The organism is Ruegeria sp. CF1 (assembly GCF_056537445.1).
In genome coordinates, this window is sequence record NZ_JBQFRN010000001.1 from 576,219 (window position 1) to 592,002 (window position 15,784).

Sequence of the window (15,784 nt, forward strand, 5' to 3'; positions counted from 1 at the left end):
CATCAGAGGCCCCTCTATTCCATTGGCTTCATGAGTTCGACTTCGGTCCCATCGCGGACGGCCGTGTAGAAACAACTTCGCCGGTTGGTGTGACAGGCTGGCCCCGTTTGGTTCACCACAACCAGCAGGCAATCCCTGTCGCAATCGACGCGAAAATCCACCAGGGCCTGCAAGTGGCCTGAGCTTTCGCCCTTGATCCAGAACGCCTGTCGTGACCGCGACCAATACGTAACCCGTCCGGTTTCCAACGTGTGCTCGATGGATTGGGCATTCATCCAGGCCATCATCAGAACCTCACCCGTCGCTTCGTCCTGTGCGATCGCGGGGATCAAACCCGCCTCGTTGAATTTTAGTGTCGACGGATCGAACAAGACTGCGTCAGCCATCGCAAAAACCTTTTGCATCCCAGAATCCCGCCATTATGTATGGGGAATGGACAACGAGGGAAAGCCATGAGCGGCGAAACCGATCTGATCAAGCTCTATTCCGGACGCATCTTGGCGCTAGCTGCGGATATTCCCCATCTGGATCGCTTGGATAATCCCGATGCGACGGTAAAAAAACGAGCCCCTTTGTGTGGATCGACCGTGACTGTAGACGTCAAGCTCGAAGATGGGCGGATCGTGGACTTTGGGCAAGACGTCAAGGCCTGTGCGTTGGGTCAGGCCTCGGCTTCGGTCGTAGGCAGCGCCGTGATCGGGGCGACGCGGTCGCAGGTCGAAACCGCACGTGATCAGCTTTCCGCAATGCTGAAGAAAGACGGCCCTGCCCCCGAGGCGCCCTTTGACGGGCTCGAAGTTCTGATACCCGCGCGGGACTACAAGAACCGCCACGCGTCAATCCTGCTGGCGCTTGACGCGACCGCCGAGGCGATGGAGCAGGCCGAACAAGCCAACTGCGCCTGATTGGCTTTTCCATACAAAGCCGTATAGGGTGCCCCCAATGATTGGGGGGGCTAACGTGAACAATTTGCTGGAACATTTTGTGACGCTCTGGGTCGTGATCGACCCGATCGGCACCATCCCCGTCTTTATCGCTGTCACTGCTGGGATCGCGACGGGTGCGCGTCGTAAAACTGCTTTACTGGCCGCGTTGGTCAGCGCAGGCATTCTGCTGTTCTTTCTGATCTTTGGGCAACTTGTGATCGAGGCTTTGGATATCGGCCTTAACTCGTTTCAGGTTGCAGGCGGAATTATTCTGTTTCTCTTCGCTCTGACCATGATCTTTGGCGAAAGCAAACAGGTGATCGAGCAGCGCCAGGCCGAAGAAGACCTGGACGACAAAATGCACAAGACCAATCCGGCCATTTTCCCTTTGGCCGTCCCTTCGCTTGCGTCACCAGGCGCGATGCTGGCGATAGTGGTTCTAACGGACAACAACCGATACAGCGTCGCCGATCAGAGCATCACTGCACTGGTTATGTTGGTCGTTATTGCCATAGCGTTTGTGCTGATGCTGCTGGCCGAGCCGATCATCCGGTTGATCGGGCATTCCGGCGCGGCGATCATCAGCCGCGTGATGGGGATGATCCTTGCATCCGTCGCCGTAAATTCAGTTCTATCCGCCACGATCGAAATCATCAAAACCGGACAGCTGTAAAAAGAACCGCCGCACCTTCCGGGCGGAAAGGGCGGCGGCAAGTCATGCGTTTCTCATGTAGGGTCCGGATCACCGCACGGGGCCGAGGCAGGCCCCTTCAAGGGAAATGGGACAGGCAGGTCACCCTTGACTATGACGGGGAGACAAGCGCGGTGTGATCGGCACGAGATCGCAGGCAGAAAGGCTCAGAACCCGGTTGGCAGGTGAAGGGCAACCACCAGCATCACAACCAGTGAAACCGCGCCCGCTGCATCCTGCAAAATCGTGGATTGTGAACGGGTAAAGGCAGTTTTGATCTGGCTCAGCATGGTCTCACCTCCGGTCAGGTTTAATCCTTTGTTGACCTTTTGTTCTCATATTTTAACGAGTCGGTAAAGAACTTTTTGAGAACATTTGTGAACTTAGTGGGATTTTCGGTCTAACCCACTGATATCAAACGGATCGCCTGATCCTGCTTCATAAGCCACAGAAGAACACGCGCAGCCTGCCCCCGATCCGAGGTCAATTTGGGGTCTGCGGACAGCAAAGCGCGCGCATCTGATTGCGCCACCGCCATCAGCCCAGCTTGCCTTTCAAGATCAGCTATCCGGAACTTTGGCAGGCCAGATTGTGCGGTTCCGATCAAGTCACCCGCACCGCGCATCTGCAGATCGGTCTCGGCAATGCGGAAGCCGTCTTCAGTTTCTCGGAGTACCTCCAGCCGTTTGCGACCACCCTCGCTAAGCGGTGGCTGATAAATCAACAAACAGGTTGAGGCATCTTCACCACGTCCAACTCGGCCCCTAAGCTGATGCAACTGCGCCAGACCAAAAATCTCTGCCCGCTCAATCACCATGATCGTGGCGTTCGGCACGTTCACCCCAACCTCGATCACCGTAGTAGCGACAAGGACTTTGGTCTTACCACTCTGAAACGCCGCCATTGCCGCGTCTTTATCGGCGGGCGGCATTTGGCCGTGTACCAGACCCACCACATCGTCCCCCAAGATCGCGCGCAACCGTTTGAAACGCTCCTCAGCCGCAGTCAGGTCCGAGACCTCGGATTCATCGACTAATGGGCACACCCAATAGCATTGTTTGCCTGCATCAATCGCACCGCGCAGATGGGCCACAACTTCATCCATGCGTTGCGTGCTGACGACTGCGGTCTTGATCGGTTTACGACCCGGCGGCTTTTCATCCAGCACCGAAACGTCCATATCGCCGTACTGCGCAAGCGCCAAACTGCGCGGGATGGGCGTAGCGGTCATCACCAGCACATCAGCGCGTTGGCCCTTTTCGGACAGCTCCATGCGTTGGCGGACGCCAAAACGGTGCTGCTCATCAACGATGGCCAGCCTTAGGGCTTTGAATTCAACATCGTCCTGAAACACCGCGTGGGTACCGACCAATATCTGAATATCTCCCTGCTTCAGCGCAGCCAGCTTCGCTCGACGCTCAGCCCCCTTGTCGCGCCCGGTCAGGATTTCCAGCACAACTCCGGCTTCTTCTGCCAATGGTCGCAGCCCTTCAAGATGCTGCCGGGCAAGGATTTCGGTAGGGGCCATCATCACCCCCTGCCCGCCAGCTTCGACGGCTATAAGCAGCGAAACAAATGCTACCAGAGTCTTTCCTGCCCCCACATCGCCCTGAAGCAACCGGTTCATCCGCGTCTCAGCGGTCATATCTGCCGAGATTTCCTCGATCGCGCGTGTCTGCGCTCCGGTTGGTCGATATGGAAGGCTTGCCAGCACCTTGGATTGCAAAGCACCGGTGCCGAGACTGACGATCCCCCGCGCTTTACGCTCACGCTGTCGTGCCAGGGCCAGCGTCAGTTGATGTGCGAGCAGTTCATCGTAAGCCAGACGTTCCCGCGCAGGCGCAAAAGGTGCTACGTCGTCCGCCCCTTGTGGGTGATGCGCCGCGTGAATAGCAGTTGTCCAATCTGGCCAATTCTGTTGTGCCACCTGAGCAGGGTCGGCCCATTCGGCCAGTGCAGGTACTCGCGCCAACGCACTTTGAGCAGCTTTATAGGCAGTTTTTTGCGTCACACCCTGCGTCAGATGATAAACCGGCTCAAACTCGGGCAATTCGCCTGCGTTTTCAGGCGCGACCATATGATCGGGGTGTACCATCTGAGCCATGCCATCGAACAGCTCAAGCTTTCCCGATACCACCCGGCGTGCGCCCTCCGGCAACAGCTTCTTCAGATAGTCCCCTCGGGCATGAAAAAACACCAGTTGGAAATCCGCCTGACTGTCTTCAACATGAATGCGATATGCGCCCCCTTTGTTCCGCGGTGGTCGATGCGTGCCGATCGTCACCTCAACAGTCAGAGTCGTTGGAAGGTCGGCGCCCTGAATCGTATCGCGTCGCCGCCGGTCAATCACCGCATAGGGTAGCGAAAACAATACATCGCGCGGTGAATCGATCCCCAATTGGCCCAAAAGCTGCGCGGTCTTCGGCCCCACACCATCTAGTGTTTCAAGACCCGCAAACAGCGGAAAGAGCTGTTCAGGCCTACCGCTCATAGATCGCCAATCAGTTGAAGCCAGCTATCTTCATCCAAGGTTTCGATGCCCAGATCAGCCGCTTTTTTCGCCTTGGACCCTGCGCCCGGGCCCGCCACGAGCAAATCAGTTTTCTGGCTGACTGAGCCGGATACCTTGGCCCCCAGCGCTTCGGCGCGGGCCTTGGCCTCGGCGCGTGTCATCTTTTCAAGCGTTCCCGTAAACACGACGGTTTTTCCTGCGACCGGACTGTCCGACGCAGGAGCCTCTGGTGGAACAACCGTCAGATGTTTACGCAGATCATCAAATGCTTGGCGTTCCTCCGAATTGGCAAACGCATCAGATAGTGACAACCCGAGCGTGGCGCCGATTCCGTCGATACCAATCAGATCAGCCCAGGCGCTGGCGGCATCTGTCGAAACATCCATTCGCGCGAAAGCCGCATCCCGAACTTCTTTAACTTTCGCGCGTCTCGCTTCTGCAGTAGCCGCGATTCTCTCGGCGTCTTCCGCTTCATCGGCTGCACGCTGCGCAAGCGCGGCAGGCCGGGCCGTATCAATGGAGGCCGCCATTACATCCCATTCCCGATAAAACAACGCCAAATCACGCGCACCAACTTCGCCCACATGACGAATCCCCAGAGCGAACAACAGACGGGCGAACGGTATGGTCCGCTTATCATCGATCGCTGCGAACAGGTTGCTGGCCGATGTCTCGCCCCAGCCGTCGCGGTTTTTCAACCGAGCCAGGTTTTCGGTGTCGCGATCTTTCAATGTAAATATATCAGCGGGTGTATTTATTGGCAGAAGAGGATCGCCATAAAACATCTCGATTTGTTTTGCGCCAAGCCCTTCGATATCGAACGCCTTGCGCGATACGAAATGTTTGAGTTTTTCAACCGCCTGCGCTGGACATATCAGCCCCCCTGTGCAGCGGCGGACCGCATCCCCCTCTTCCCGGATCGCATCGCTGCCACATTCCGGGCATTTCGTCGGGAAAGCGAAGGGCCGCGCATCATCGGGTCGTTTCGACAGATCAACATCCGAGATTTTCGGGATCACATCCCCGGCCCGATAGACCTGAACCCAATCTCCAACGCGAATATCCTTGCCCTCACGAATGACTCCGCCTTTGGCGTCCCGCCCTGCAATATAATCTTCATTGTGTAGGGTCGCGTTCGAAACAACTACCCCGCCAACGGTTACCGGATGCAGCCGCGCTACCGGGCTAAGCGCGCCCGTACGACCCACCTGAATGTCGATGGCCTCAAGCTGCGTCCAAGCCAGTTCGGCAGGAAACTTGTGCGCAATCGCCCAGCGGGGCGTGGTAGATCGGAAACCCAGCCGGGCCTGCAGACTCAGATCATCGACCTTGTATACGACCCCATCAATGTCATAGCCCAAGGTCGCGCGCTGAGCTTCAATCTGACGGTAATGTTCCAACATCTCATTAGTCGTTGAGCAACGCCTTGTCAGCGCATTTACCTGGAACCCCAAGGTTTTGAGGCGATCAATTGCGCCCATCTGAGTCTCAGCTAGCGGTGCAGACAGTTCACCCCAGGCGTAGGCAAAGAATTTCAGCGGGCGAGATCGTGTTATTTCGGAATCCAGTTGACGGAGCGAACCAGCCGCAGCGTTGCGCGGATTTGCAAAGGTCTTTCCACCTGTTTCGACCTGACGTGCGTTCAAAGCCTCGAAATCATGGTGAGACATGTATACCTCGCCGCGGACCTCGAGAACGTCTGGTGCACCCTCAATTCGGTGTGGAATATCGGAAAGCGTACGCGCATTTGCGGTAACGTTTTCACCGGTCTCACCATCACCACGTGTTGCAGCCTGCATCAGTTCACCCTGCTCATACCGCAGGGATAATGACAGGCCGTCGATTTTGGGCTCAGCTGTATAGGCGAGCGGTGCCTCATCTCCCAGTCCCAGATATTTGCGGATCGAGCGGTCAAAATCGGCAACATCCGTGTCATCAAACGCATTGCCCAGTGACATCATACGCACGGCGTGGGTCACTTTTGCAAATCCATCTGAAACGCGTGCGCCCACTTGTTCAGTAGGGCTGTCGGAGCGTTTCAGTTCGGGGAATCGCGCCTCGATCTCGGCATTGCGACGCTTGAGAGCATCATAGTCGGCATCCGAAATTTCTGGAGCATCTTCAGTGTGATAAAGCTGGTTTGCCCGCAGCAGTTCGTTGGCGAGCCGGGCCAATTCTTCCCGTGCTTCATCTTCTGTCAGATCTGCGATTGCTGTGGTATCGCTCATGGCCCCGCCCTGTCACATCGTCTTGAAAACCAGTGATAGGACGAGGCCATGGTCAGGTCCAGTGTTGTGCTGAAACGCGAGTGGAATTACCGCCCCAGACCAACGACGGCAGCTATCAGATCAGGTCAAGCGCCCACAGCCATGCGGGTTTCACCCATGTTGTTGGCTTGTGGATCCCGCAGGACATATCCACGGCCCCAGACCGTCTCGATATAATTCTCACCGCCGGTCGCATTGCTGAGTTTCTTGCGTAACTTGCAGATGAAGACATCGATAATCTTGAGCTCGGGCTCATCCATGCCGCCGTAGAGATGGTTCAGGAACATTTCTTTGGTCAGTGTTGTTCCTTTCCGCAGGCTCAGAAGTTCCAGCATCTGATATTCCTTGCCTGTCAGGTGTACGGTTTTTCCGTTCACCTCTACGGTTTTGGCATCCAGATTTACGGCGACCTGCCCGGTGTGTATCACGGATTGAGAATGCCCCTTAGAGCGGCGGATAATCGCATGAATGCGCGCCACCAGCTCTTCGCGATGGAAAGGTTTGGTCAGATAATCGTCTGCTCCAAATCCAAATCCCTTGATCTTGCTTTCGGTGTCATCAGCGCCCGACAGGATCAGGATCGGTGTCTCTACCCGTGCTATGCGCAGTTGGCGCAATACTTCATGGCCGTTCATATCCGGCAGGTTCAAGTCCAACAGGATGAGGTCGTAATCATATAGCTTGGCCAGATCGATGCCTTCTTCGCCAAGGTCCGTCGCATACACGTTGAGATTGGCGTGTGTCAGCATCAGTTCGATGCTTTTGGACGTGGTTGGATCATCCTCGACAAGAAGTATGCGCATGTTCACTGCTCCAATTTAGGTCAAATTCTTCAACTGATTTGAGCCTGAATAAAAATGGTTAATCTGACGTTACCGTTGAATCATTTATTCACTTTCACCTTTAAGTTGTCGATATTTTTTTAAGGCCGTCACCTTCAACGCATCGATCCCGTGCTCAGCAACTGCTGAGACCCACGAGTTGAACTCTTCATCGCTGATGCCATAGCGCTTTTTGGCTTCGGACAACGAAATCAACCCATAAAGTACACCACGCACGACGATCACCTTGCGCGACGCCACCCAGCGCCGCGTATCCGCAGGAGGCAAATCGGCGCGTGTCAGCACGCTCCCGTCCGGCAGGGTGACCGACCTTGGACCTTCCACTTTGTGCAAATACATCTCTCATACCTTCTGCTGCTGCGACAAAGCTGCACCCAGCCTACTTAAAAGGGCGTGAAACCGCCCCTTGAGAGTGTGTAGAATTTTCTTATATTCTGCCGGTCTTTCTTAACCCGGACAGGAACCGCCTATGGCCCTCGATACCGAGACCCCGCTGAACTCGCTTGGCTTTGCCAAACCACCCTCGGAAACGCGGGTTGTCGTGGCCATGTCCGGCGGTGTGGACAGCTCTGTTGTGGCGGCCCATCTCGCTGATCAAGGCTATGATGTCGTAGGTGTTACTCTGCAGCTTTACGATCACGGTGCGGCGTTGGCCAAGAAAGGCGCGTGCTGTGCGGGAATCGACATCCACGATGCGCGTCGCGTGGCGGAAGAACGCGGGTTCCCTCACTACGTCTTGGACTATGAAAATATCTTCAAGGACGCTGTAATCGACGAATTCGCCGACAGCTATCTTGCCGGCGCGACTCCGGTGCCCTGCATCCGTTGCAATGAACGGGTGAAGTTCAAGGACTTGCTTGAGACCGCCAAGGACCTTGAGGCCGACTGCATGGCCACAGGCCATTACATCCAGCGAAAGATGGGCCCCAATGGCGCCGAGCTTCATAGCGCTGAGGATGCAAATCGCGATCAGTCCTATTTCCTATTTTCGACCACACCGGAACAGTTGGATTTCCTGCGTTTCCCGCTTGGCCACCTGCCCTCCAAAGACGCCACGCGCGAGATGGCGGCACAATATGGGCTCGCCGTTGCGGACAAGCCGGATAGTCAGGACATCTGTTTTGTGCCCAACGGAAACTATGCCAGCGTGATCGAAAAACTGCGCCCCGGAGCCGCAGAACCCGGTGAGATCGTACACGCCGATGGCCGCGTTCTGGCGCAGCATAACGGGGTGATTCACTATACGATCGGTCAGCGTCGTGGGCTCGGTATCGGTGGTCTCAGCGAACCTTTGTATGTGGTCAAGCTGGATGTGGACAAGAAACAGGTTGTTGTCGGCCCCAAAGAGATGTTGGCCACAAGAACCGTTCCCGTGCGCGAGATCAATTGGCTGGGAGACGAACCGTTCACGTCAAAGAACGAATGGCATGTTTCGGTCAAAGTCCGCTCGACCCGCCCCCCGCGTGAGGCGATTATTCGCCCCCTTTCGGACACAACAGCCGAGGTTGAATTGCTGACGCCCGAGGAAGGTATCTCTCCGGGTCAGGCTTGTGTGTTCTACGAAACCGATAGCAGCCGTATCTTTGGCGGCGGCTGGATCTGGCGCGGTTACTAAATCGCGTCAGTCCACGAGTTGCTGAGGATATAGATCCCGGCACAAATCATCACGTAAGGCACCAGTTTCTCAAGCCGACGTGCGAAACCGCCGGTCATGATTGGGGATTGTGCACCCCAAAGCCCCAGCATGGTCAGCGTCAGCGCTGCGGCCACCGCGCCGGTGACACCCGCAATCCGATAGCTGGGGGCTGAGTCGGCCAATAGCGGCGCAAGCACAGCGAACGTGTCCATCGACAGACTTATGAACAGCAGCATGGTGACGAATGTCGAAGCACCCGTGGATATTTGAGGGGCCTCCTCGGTCTCCGATCCGCGGAACTGACGGATAACTCCGATCAGCCCGAGGCCAAGTGGTATCACGCCCAGATATCCAGCCCAATGTGGCACCACATCATCGACACCCAAGGCCAACAATAAGGCGGCAGCGATGATTAACATCTGCGCCAGCAGGAACCCCGCAACGGTCCGGCGCGGACCAGACACCATCATCAACGCTACAAGAGCTGCAAGGTTGTCGAGATTGGTCAAAACCTGCGCCATGAAGGCAGAAGCAGCAAAGATCACATGATCCAGCATCACGATTTCATTCTGTCCAAAACGGACCTTGCCGCACGCAAACCCGGTGCTTCGCCACCGCGACCAAGACGCTCCATCGTCGTCGCCATGGCTTGATGTTGGGCGTCGGGGGTGGCGGCCACCTGTTCCAACGCCGAAGCGATCTTGTCCGGTTGGCATTCATCCAGCAGACATTCGGGTACTGCGTGTGTCTCCGAGACCAGATTGACCAGTGTGACGGTGTCCAGCTTAACCATTCGTTTTGCGATCAGCGTGGTCAGCCAGTTGAGGTTATAGGCGATCACCATCGGTGTTGCCTGCGCGGCCAGTTCCAATGAGACCGTGCCGGATGCAGCCAATGCAAGATCAGCTGCGGCAAACGCTGCCCGTTTCTGCGCTTGCGCGTCGTCCGAGGGCAATTCCCGCGGATCGACAACTATCGGATTCCCCGGCCAGTTCCGAACCTGTTCGACGACCGCATCAACCATATGTGCAACTGCGGGCACGACCACGCGCATACCGGGGCGGTCTTTCAGAAATTCCTGCAAAGCAGCGCCAAAGATCGGAGCCAGCCGCTCGACCTCACCCCGTCGAGAGCCGGGCAAAGCCAGCACGATGGGCGCGTCGCCCAGATCGTGAGCCGCGCGGAATCGCTGGATATCCTGATCGGACGCAATGGGTTCGTTCACAACCGGATGGCCGACAAAGTCACACTCCATCCCTGCCCGCTCCATATAAGGCGGTTCAAAGGGTAACAGCGCAAGGACGTGATCGATTACTTTCGCCATCTTGTCTGCGCGCCCCGGTCTCCAGGCCCAGACGCTGGGGGCAACGTAGTGGACAGTGCGAATCTCGCTGGAGGCCTTTACCAGCTTAGCCACACGCAACGAGAAATCCGGGCTGTCGACAGTGATCAGTACATCAGGCTTCGTGTCTAGAACTGCCTGAGCAGTCTCAGCGATACGGCGTTTCAGGTGAAAGAACTTGGGCAGAACCTCGACCAACCCCATAATGCTGAGTTCGGACATGGGAAATCGGCTGGTCAGCCCCTGCGCCTGCATTAGCGGCCCGCCAACCCCATCAAACTGCACCTCTGGCAAAAGGGTACGCAGACCTTCCATCAACGCGGCTCCTAAACGGTCGCCCGAAGGTTCACCGGCGACCAGAAAAACGCGCATCAGACCGTGCGCTCGCGGACATAAAGAAACAGACCAAGGCGATTGCATTCTTCAATCACGCGATCGCGTTGCAAAACGATGACGCCGCCCTTTTCAATGACAATGCCAGACAAGCCCGCAGCGACGGCTGCTGACACGGTGTCGGGTCCGATGGCAGGCATATCTGCGCGCCGGTCCTGATCCGGCTTTGGACCTTTGTACAGAATGCCACCGCCCGCGTCGGGGCGCTGTGTCAAGGATTGCAGCATCCATGCGGTGCCATAGATGCCCTCGATCGCCAACGCTTGGGATTTCAGTACTACGCAAGCCTGACCGATATCCGCCGCCCCCATGTTGCGCAGGATTCCTGCCGCTCGATCTGCGTCGGCGTGATCCGCTTCAGAAGGCTGGGCTTCGGTCAATGAGCCAAGCGGCGGCAGCAAATCCGGCGCGATCTCATGCGCCGCACGGACCGTCAAACCGGCATCCTCAAATATACCAATGACCGCGCGCAATGCGCCATCGTCACCGGCCATGATGGCCTTTTGCAGGATCGGAACCAGCGGCATCGTCGCTGCATCAATGCGAGCTGGATTGACAGTCGGACGACGCACTGCCCCTGCCATGCAAATCTCGGTCACGCCGCGGGCTTTGAGATCGGCGATGAAGCTACCCAGTTGCTCCAATGGAAAAACCAAGTCGGTGGTCAGTGTATCGGGCTCAAACCCTTCCAGAGCGCAGATTAGCGGGCGGTTTGGCAGACAATTGACCACCTCGTCTGGTAAAGCGCCAGTTCCTGCGATCAATGCCAGCATTGGCCTACTTCCTCGGGGTCAGGAACGAACGGTCTGTTTGCCCCGTCACAAATTCGACGATCTGGCGCACATATTCGTTGTCTGCATCCTCGCCCAGCCGGGTGGCGCGATCCATGAAGGTGCCGTCTCCTTCTGACAGTTCCTTGAAGGCCGCGCGCAATGCCGAGATATCCTCACGCGTTACACCACGCCGTTTCAAACCGACCAGGTTCAAGCCATCCAGCTCGCCCCGAGGCGCCTGAACAAGCCCATATGGGATCACATCATTCGGGACCATCGTAAGCGCGCCAATGATGGCACCGCGACCTACGCGCACGAACTGATGCAAGCCCGAAATTCCACCAACGATGACGTCATCCTCGATAATACAGTGACCAGCCGCGCCAGCGTGATTCACCAGAATGACCCGGTTGCCGATTTGTACATCATGCGCCACGTGGACACCGGCCATCAGTAAGCAGTCATCGCCAATCCGGGTGATACCACCGCCGCCATCCGTGCCGGTGTTGATGGTCACATGCTCGCGAATGCGATTGCGTTCACCGATTTCAAGGCGTGTGTTCTCACCACCGAATTTCTTATCTTGTGGGATTTCACCGACTACTGCGAAGCTAAAAATCACTGTGTCATCACCAATTGACGTATCGCCGGTGACTACGACATGGGATTTCAATTCGACCCGATCGCCCAGACGGACCTGCGGACCGATATGGCAGAATGGACCAATCGTACAACCCTGCCCGATCTGCGCACCGTCTTCGATAATGGCGCTGGGATGAATACCGCTCATGTTGTTTTTTCCATGTCCCAGTCGACATAGGCCGAAAATTCAGCTTCGGCAGCAACCTCGCCCTCGACTGTCGCGCGGCCGCTGAACTTGAAGATCTTGCCACCTTTCTTACCGCGTACAGTTTCGACATGCATTTCGAGAACATCGCCAGGTACGACCTTGCGGCGGAATTTGCATTTGTCGATATTCATGAAATAGATCAGCAACTCGCTGTCGATTACATCCATGCCGACACCCAGCATAACCCCTGCAGTCTGCGCCATCGCCTCGACAATGGTCACGCCAGGCATGATCGGAGTTCCGGGGAAATGGCCCTGAAAGTGCGGCTCGTTCATGGTGACATTCTTGATGCCCACCGCTGATTGATAGCCATCGATATCCACAACCTTGTCGACCAACAAAAACGGATAGCGATGCGGCAATATACGCTGAATCAGCTGAATGTCGGCGCTCTTGGTTTCCGTGGTCATGGTGCGGATGTCCTGTTCTGGATGTCTCTTTCAAGCGTGGTTAGCAATACCCGTACCCAAGGGCAAGCCAGCCTATTCGTTGTTATTGTTTTCAAGTGTAGCGCCGTCGCCGATTGCGGCATCGATCCTGGCGATCGCAGCGTTGGTAATATCTGAGGCGTCCGTGCTTAGAACCACATTGGACCGCTCGATCACAATCGAGGCGCCAAATTCGCGCAGCAATTCGATCAGCACCGGTTGCGCCATTTCAAAAAACTGACCACGCGCCTCTTCGCCGCGCCGCGCTAATGCGTCCAGTTTGGCGCGCTGGCCGTCACGGTGTGATTGAACTTTCTCGTCAAAAGCTTCGGCAAGCGGGCGAAACTCGTCCGCTGAAAGATCTGACCTCTTTTCGGTCAGATCTTTTTCTTCCTTGCTCAACTGCGCCACAATCCGTTCGTTTTCTTCAGCCAAAAGGGTGCTTTCGGCTTCAATCTCGCGAAAGACGCGCTGCCCAAAGGCGGAATCTGCAAACAAACGCTCACTGGAGATTGTCAGAACGTCTGTTTGTGGCACGCCCAATTGCTGCGCACCCAGCGGCATTGCTACAGCTACAAGTACCAAAACGCACAGGGCCCTTAGCGGGCCCTGCAGGATGTTCTTAACTTCGGTGATCATTCGCGATCAGAACCTGGCTTGAACGGTCAGGTCAAAGCTTTGCTCTTTATCGAAGTCCTCTTTCTTGAGGGCCTGCGAGAAGTTGAAGCGAAGCGGACCAAACGGTGTTTCCCACAGTACGGATACCCCTACAACATGCCGGATCGAACCGCTTTCACCAACAATATCAGCGCCAGCGGTGTTGACGTTGTTGAGATTGTAGAGGTTGCCAACATCGTAGAAGACGCCGCCACGCAGCCCCAGTTCTTCGGGCAGCCCCAGCGGGAAGTCCGATTCGAAACGAGCAACCCAGTAGTAGTTGCCGCCGATGGCATCGTCCTGCCCGTTCGAAAGGTCACGCGGCCCGATACCAGCAGGCTCAAACCCGCGGAATGTGCTAGGACCTAGAACAAACCGGTCGAGCGTGCGGCTGAAATCGTCCCCGGTCCAGTTCAGTGCACCCAATTCAAGCGTCGCGCGCAATACGACTTCTTCGTTGAGGACGCGTTTCTGGGCTATCGCCCGTGCCGTGGTTTTGAAGAACTCGTTGTCCCCGCCAAGACCAGCAGCATCCACGCCGACTTCGAACAGGACGCCCGCTGTGGGGTTCAGGCCACCAATACGGCTATCGTATACGTAGGATACACCCAGAGAACTGCTGGTTCGTTTCCCCTGATCGATCTCTGATGAGATGACAGCGCCGTTCCGCTCATTGCTCTGCTGGGTCATTTCGCTGCGATCCCAACCATAGCGAAGACGCAACGCCGACAATTCACCAATCGCGTAGCTCAGCTGTGGGCGGAAGAACACTGTTTTTGTGTCGTAGCTGGCAAAGCTCGAATTGGTGCTGGCCAGACCAAGCCCAAGATCAAAGCGCAGCTTACGGCCCAGCAGATAAGGCTCGGTAAAGTTGATAACGTACTGTTCAGAATCCTGAGCTGTCGACAACGTGATACCCAGGTTTTGCCCGCGGCCGAGGAAGTTCGATTCATTCAATCCGATTGCGATCCCGAAACCGTCCGAGACCGAGTAGCTACCACCCAGGCTCAACGAACCGGTGGGTTGTTCTTCGACATCCACGTCCACGATGACCTGGCTTGGCGACGATCCCTCGCGGGTTTCCACATCAGCGACCGAGAAGAAACCCAAGGCGCGAATACGTTCGGCGCTCTGGCGGATTTCACGGGGATTGAAGGGGTCGCCTTCAACGGTATCGAATTGACGGCGGATCACACGGTCTAGCGTGGTTGTGTTCCCCTCGATATCGATGCGTTCCACAAAGATACGCGGGCCACGGGTTAGCACGAACTGGACATCCAATGTCAGATCGCGGGGATTACGCGTTACCCGGGGCTCGACCCGCAGAAAATCAACGCCGTTTTTCAGCCCCAGACGCTCCATCCGCGCGATCGAGTTCTCAAGCACCGTCGGAGAATAAATTACACCTGGTTTGACTTTCAGAGCCGCCTGATAAGGCGCCGGGTCCACACCCGGGATCTCACTGACGGTCGTAATCTGACCGAACGAGAACCGCTGTCCTTCTGTGACGTTCATAACCAGAAAGAATGCATCCCGTTCGCGGGTGAATTCGACATTGGCACTATTGACGCGAAAATCGATATAACCGCGTGACAGGTAGAAATCACGGATCACCTGTTTGTCGAATTCGATTCTGTCGGCAATGAAGGTGTCGCCGCGAAGGAAGGTCCGCAGAATGTTCGCCTGCTTTGTTTCAAGCACGCGGCGCAGTCGACGGTCCGAAAACGCGCGGTTTCCTACAAAACTGACTCGCTCGACCTCGATTGTCGTTCCCTCGGCGACTTCGAACACCAGATCGACACGGTTATCGCTGCGACGAATGATGCGCGGGATAACCGTCGCGGATACGCGGCCCTGCGCCGAATATACTTCGGCAATCAGGTCAGCGTCCGCTTCGGCCTGTTGAGGCGTGAATACGCGGCGGGTTTGGGACGATATCGCTTCGAGCAGGAGATCATCTTTTACGCGGCGATTGCCCTCGATGCTAATCTGGTTGATGGTCGGGTATTCCTCGACCGCGATGACCAACGTACTGCCACGTGGTGTAAGTTCGACTGTTTCAAAAACACCACTGTCAAGCAAACGCTGGAAGGCATCATTCAATTGTCCTGCCGTAACAGTCTGCCCCGGTTCGATTCCGGTGCGGGCGATAATCGTCGAAGTCTCGATCCGTCGATTGCCCTCAACTTCGAAGCTGTTGATGGTGTAAGATTGCGCCTGTGCGGGCTGCGTCAGAACCAGTAAACCCGGTGTAGCAAAAAGGAAAAAGAACGTTAGTGCCTGCCACAAAATGTTGCTTTTCCGCCCCCGCGAGCCGCAGTATGTGCCCGTGCGCCTGCTGTCAGTCATTTTTATCACTACCCAGAATTTTCAGCCTTTAGCTGCTGAGTAGCCCGATTGTGGGGCCATGTCAAAAGACGAAAAAGCAAAAACGGCCCATAAGGCCGTTTTACGTAAGTCAGACATG

16 protein-coding genes are annotated in these 15,784 nt (G+C 56.2%); 3 read left to right on the forward strand and 13 right to left on the reverse strand.

All coding sequences use genetic code 11. The annotated features are described in order from the left end of the window. Nucleotides 1-14: 14 nt before the first annotated feature. Nucleotides 15-404 (reverse strand): phosphoribosyl-AMP cyclohydrolase, encoded by a 390-nt coding sequence (gene hisI, locus ACRZ96_RS02920; RefSeq protein ID WP_170421534.1) that lies wholly within the window; start codon nt 402-404, stop codon nt 15-17. Nucleotides 405-452: 48 nt separating this feature from the next. On the opposite strand from hisI, the gene ACRZ96_RS02925 reads away from it, so the two are divergent. Continuing rightward, the gene (locus tag ACRZ96_RS02925) at nt 453-905 is read left to right on the forward strand and encodes an iron-sulfur cluster assembly scaffold protein (protein ID WP_480704773.1); all 453 of its coding nucleotides are present in this window, start codon (nt 453-455) and stop codon (nt 903-905) included. 55 nt (nt 906-960) lie between these two features. After that, entirely contained in the window at nt 961-1,599 is a 639-nt protein-coding gene (locus ACRZ96_RS02930; protein ID WP_170393121.1) for a MarC family protein, read from the forward strand. Nucleotides 1,600-1,784: 185 nt separating this feature from the next. Here the strand turns inward: ACRZ96_RS02930 and ACRZ96_RS02935 are convergent, their stop codons facing one another. The 5 genes from ACRZ96_RS02935 to sciP form a co-directional block, all read right to left on the reverse strand. After that, nucleotides 1,785-1,907, reverse strand: coding sequence for a hypothetical protein (locus tag ACRZ96_RS02935; RefSeq protein ID WP_255612104.1), 123 nt, complete (start codon nt 1,905-1,907; stop codon nt 1,785-1,787). A 110-nt stretch (nt 1,908-2,017) separates the two neighbouring features. Continuing rightward, nucleotides 2,018-4,108: an ATP-dependent DNA helicase RecG gene (gene recG / locus ACRZ96_RS02940; protein ID WP_480704771.1), complete on the reverse strand. Its 2,091-nt coding sequence runs from the start codon at nt 4,106-4,108 to the stop codon at nt 2,018-2,020. Then, nucleotides 4,105-6,357 carry an NAD-dependent DNA ligase LigA gene (gene ligA, locus ACRZ96_RS02945; protein ID WP_480704769.1) on the reverse strand — a complete coding sequence of 751 codons (2,253 nt, stop codon included), beginning with the start codon at nt 6,355-6,357 and terminating at the stop codon, nt 4,105-4,107. The genes recG and ligA overlap by 4 nt, the downstream gene beginning before the upstream one ends. A 125-nt stretch (nt 6,358-6,482) precedes the next feature. Further along, nucleotides 6,483-7,199: a response regulator transcription factor CtrA gene (ctrA, locus tag ACRZ96_RS02950; RefSeq protein WP_170393124.1), complete on the reverse strand. Its 717-nt coding sequence runs from the start codon at nt 7,197-7,199 to the stop codon at nt 6,483-6,485. Between the two features lie 84 nt (nt 7,200-7,283). Then, complete coding sequence (gene sciP, locus ACRZ96_RS02955) at nt 7,284-7,577, reverse strand: CtrA inhibitor SciP (protein ID WP_170393125.1); 294 nt, start codon at nt 7,575-7,577, stop codon at nt 7,284-7,286. A gap of 130 nt (nt 7,578-7,707) precedes the next feature. On the opposite strand from sciP, the gene mnmA reads away from it, so the two are divergent. Next, complete coding sequence (gene mnmA / locus ACRZ96_RS02960; protein WP_170405650.1) at nt 7,708-8,853, forward strand: tRNA 2-thiouridine(34) synthase MnmA; 1,146 nt, start codon at nt 7,708-7,710, stop codon at nt 8,851-8,853. Here the strand turns inward: mnmA and ACRZ96_RS02965 are convergent. From ACRZ96_RS02965 to bamA, 7 genes are all read right to left on the reverse strand, one after another. Then, nucleotides 8,850-9,431 (reverse strand): cadmium resistance transporter, encoded by a 582-nt coding sequence (locus tag ACRZ96_RS02965; RefSeq protein ID WP_170393127.1) that lies wholly within the window; start codon nt 9,429-9,431, stop codon nt 8,850-8,852. The two genes, mnmA and ACRZ96_RS02965, sit on opposite strands and share 4 nt — an antisense overlap. Further along, the gene (gene lpxB, locus ACRZ96_RS02970; protein ID WP_480569653.1) at nt 9,431-10,588 is read right to left on the reverse strand and encodes a lipid-A-disaccharide synthase; all 1,158 of its coding nucleotides are present in this window, start codon (nt 10,586-10,588) and stop codon (nt 9,431-9,433) included. Before lpxB ends, ACRZ96_RS02965 begins: the two co-directional genes overlap by 1 nt. Beyond that, nucleotides 10,588-11,382 (reverse strand): LpxI family protein, encoded by a 795-nt coding sequence (locus ACRZ96_RS02975; protein ID WP_480814221.1) that lies wholly within the window; start codon nt 11,380-11,382, stop codon nt 10,588-10,590. The genes lpxB and ACRZ96_RS02975 overlap by 1 nt, the downstream gene beginning before the upstream one ends. A 4-nt stretch (nt 11,383-11,386) precedes the next feature. Then, nucleotides 11,387-12,172 (reverse strand): acyl-ACP--UDP-N-acetylglucosamine O-acyltransferase, encoded by a 786-nt coding sequence (gene lpxA / locus ACRZ96_RS02980; RefSeq protein ID WP_170405636.1) that lies wholly within the window; start codon nt 12,170-12,172, stop codon nt 11,387-11,389. Continuing rightward, nucleotides 12,169-12,642, reverse strand: coding sequence for a 3-hydroxyacyl-ACP dehydratase FabZ (fabZ, locus tag ACRZ96_RS02985; RefSeq protein ID WP_170393131.1), 474 nt, complete (start codon nt 12,640-12,642; stop codon nt 12,169-12,171). Before fabZ ends, lpxA begins: the two co-directional genes overlap by 4 nt. 72 nt (nt 12,643-12,714) lie before the next feature. Beyond that, complete coding sequence (locus ACRZ96_RS02990) at nt 12,715-13,299, reverse strand: OmpH family outer membrane protein (RefSeq protein ID WP_170393132.1); 585 nt, start codon at nt 13,297-13,299, stop codon at nt 12,715-12,717. Between the two features lie 6 nt (nt 13,300-13,305). Further along, a complete protein-coding gene (gene bamA / locus ACRZ96_RS02995; protein WP_170393133.1) occupies nt 13,306-15,666 on the reverse strand; it encodes an outer membrane protein assembly factor BamA in 2,361 nt (786 codons plus the stop codon). Nucleotides 15,667-15,784 lie beyond the last annotated feature (118 nt).

Bases quoted from the DNA above. Each gene is read 5' to 3' on its own strand.
- sciP (WP_170393125.1), bottom strand. From the start codon at position 7,577: ATGTATTTGCACAAAGTGGAAGGTCCAAGGTCGGTCACCCTGCCGGAC.
- ctrA (WP_170393124.1), bottom strand. From the start codon at position 7,199: ATGCGCATACTTCTTGTCGAGGATGATCCAACCACGTCCAAAAGCATC.
- ACRZ96_RS02990 (WP_170393132.1), bottom strand. From the start codon at position 13,299: ATGATCACCGAAGTTAAGAACATCCTGCAGGGCCCGCTAAGGGCCCTG.
- ACRZ96_RS02935 (WP_255612104.1), bottom strand. From the start codon at position 1,907: ATGCTGAGCCAGATCAAAACTGCCTTTACCCGTTCACAATCCACGATT.
- hisI (WP_170421534.1), bottom strand. From the start codon at position 404: ATGCAAAAGGTTTTTGCGATGGCTGACGCAGTCTTGTTCGATCCGTCG.
- bamA (WP_170393133.1), bottom strand. From the start codon at position 15,666: ATGACTGACAGCAGGCGCACGGGCACATACTGCGGCTCGCGGGGGCGG.
- ACRZ96_RS02975 (WP_480814221.1), bottom strand. From the start codon at position 11,382: ATGCTGGCATTGATCGCAGGAACTGGCGCTTTACCAGACGAGGTGGTC.
- mnmA (WP_170405650.1), top strand. From the start codon at position 7,708: ATGGCCCTCGATACCGAGACCCCGCTGAACTCGCTTGGCTTTGCCAAA.
- ACRZ96_RS02965 (WP_170393127.1), bottom strand. From the start codon at position 9,431: ATGCTGGATCATGTGATCTTTGCTGCTTCTGCCTTCATGGCGCAGGTT.
- lpxA (WP_170405636.1), bottom strand. From the start codon at position 12,172: ATGAGCGGTATTCATCCCAGCGCCATTATCGAAGACGGTGCGCAGATC.
- fabZ (WP_170393131.1), bottom strand. From the start codon at position 12,642: ATGACCACGGAAACCAAGAGCGCCGACATTCAGCTGATTCAGCGTATA.
- ligA (WP_480704769.1), bottom strand. From the start codon at position 6,357: ATGAGCGATACCACAGCAATCGCAGATCTGACAGAAGATGAAGCACGG.
- recG (WP_480704771.1), bottom strand. From the start codon at position 4,108: ATGAGCGGTAGGCCTGAACAGCTCTTTCCGCTGTTTGCGGGTCTTGAA.
- ACRZ96_RS02925 (WP_480704773.1), top strand. From the start codon at position 453: ATGAGCGGCGAAACCGATCTGATCAAGCTCTATTCCGGACGCATCTTG.
- lpxB (WP_480569653.1), bottom strand. From the start codon at position 10,588: ATGCGCGTTTTTCTGGTCGCCGGTGAACCTTCGGGCGACCGTTTAGGA.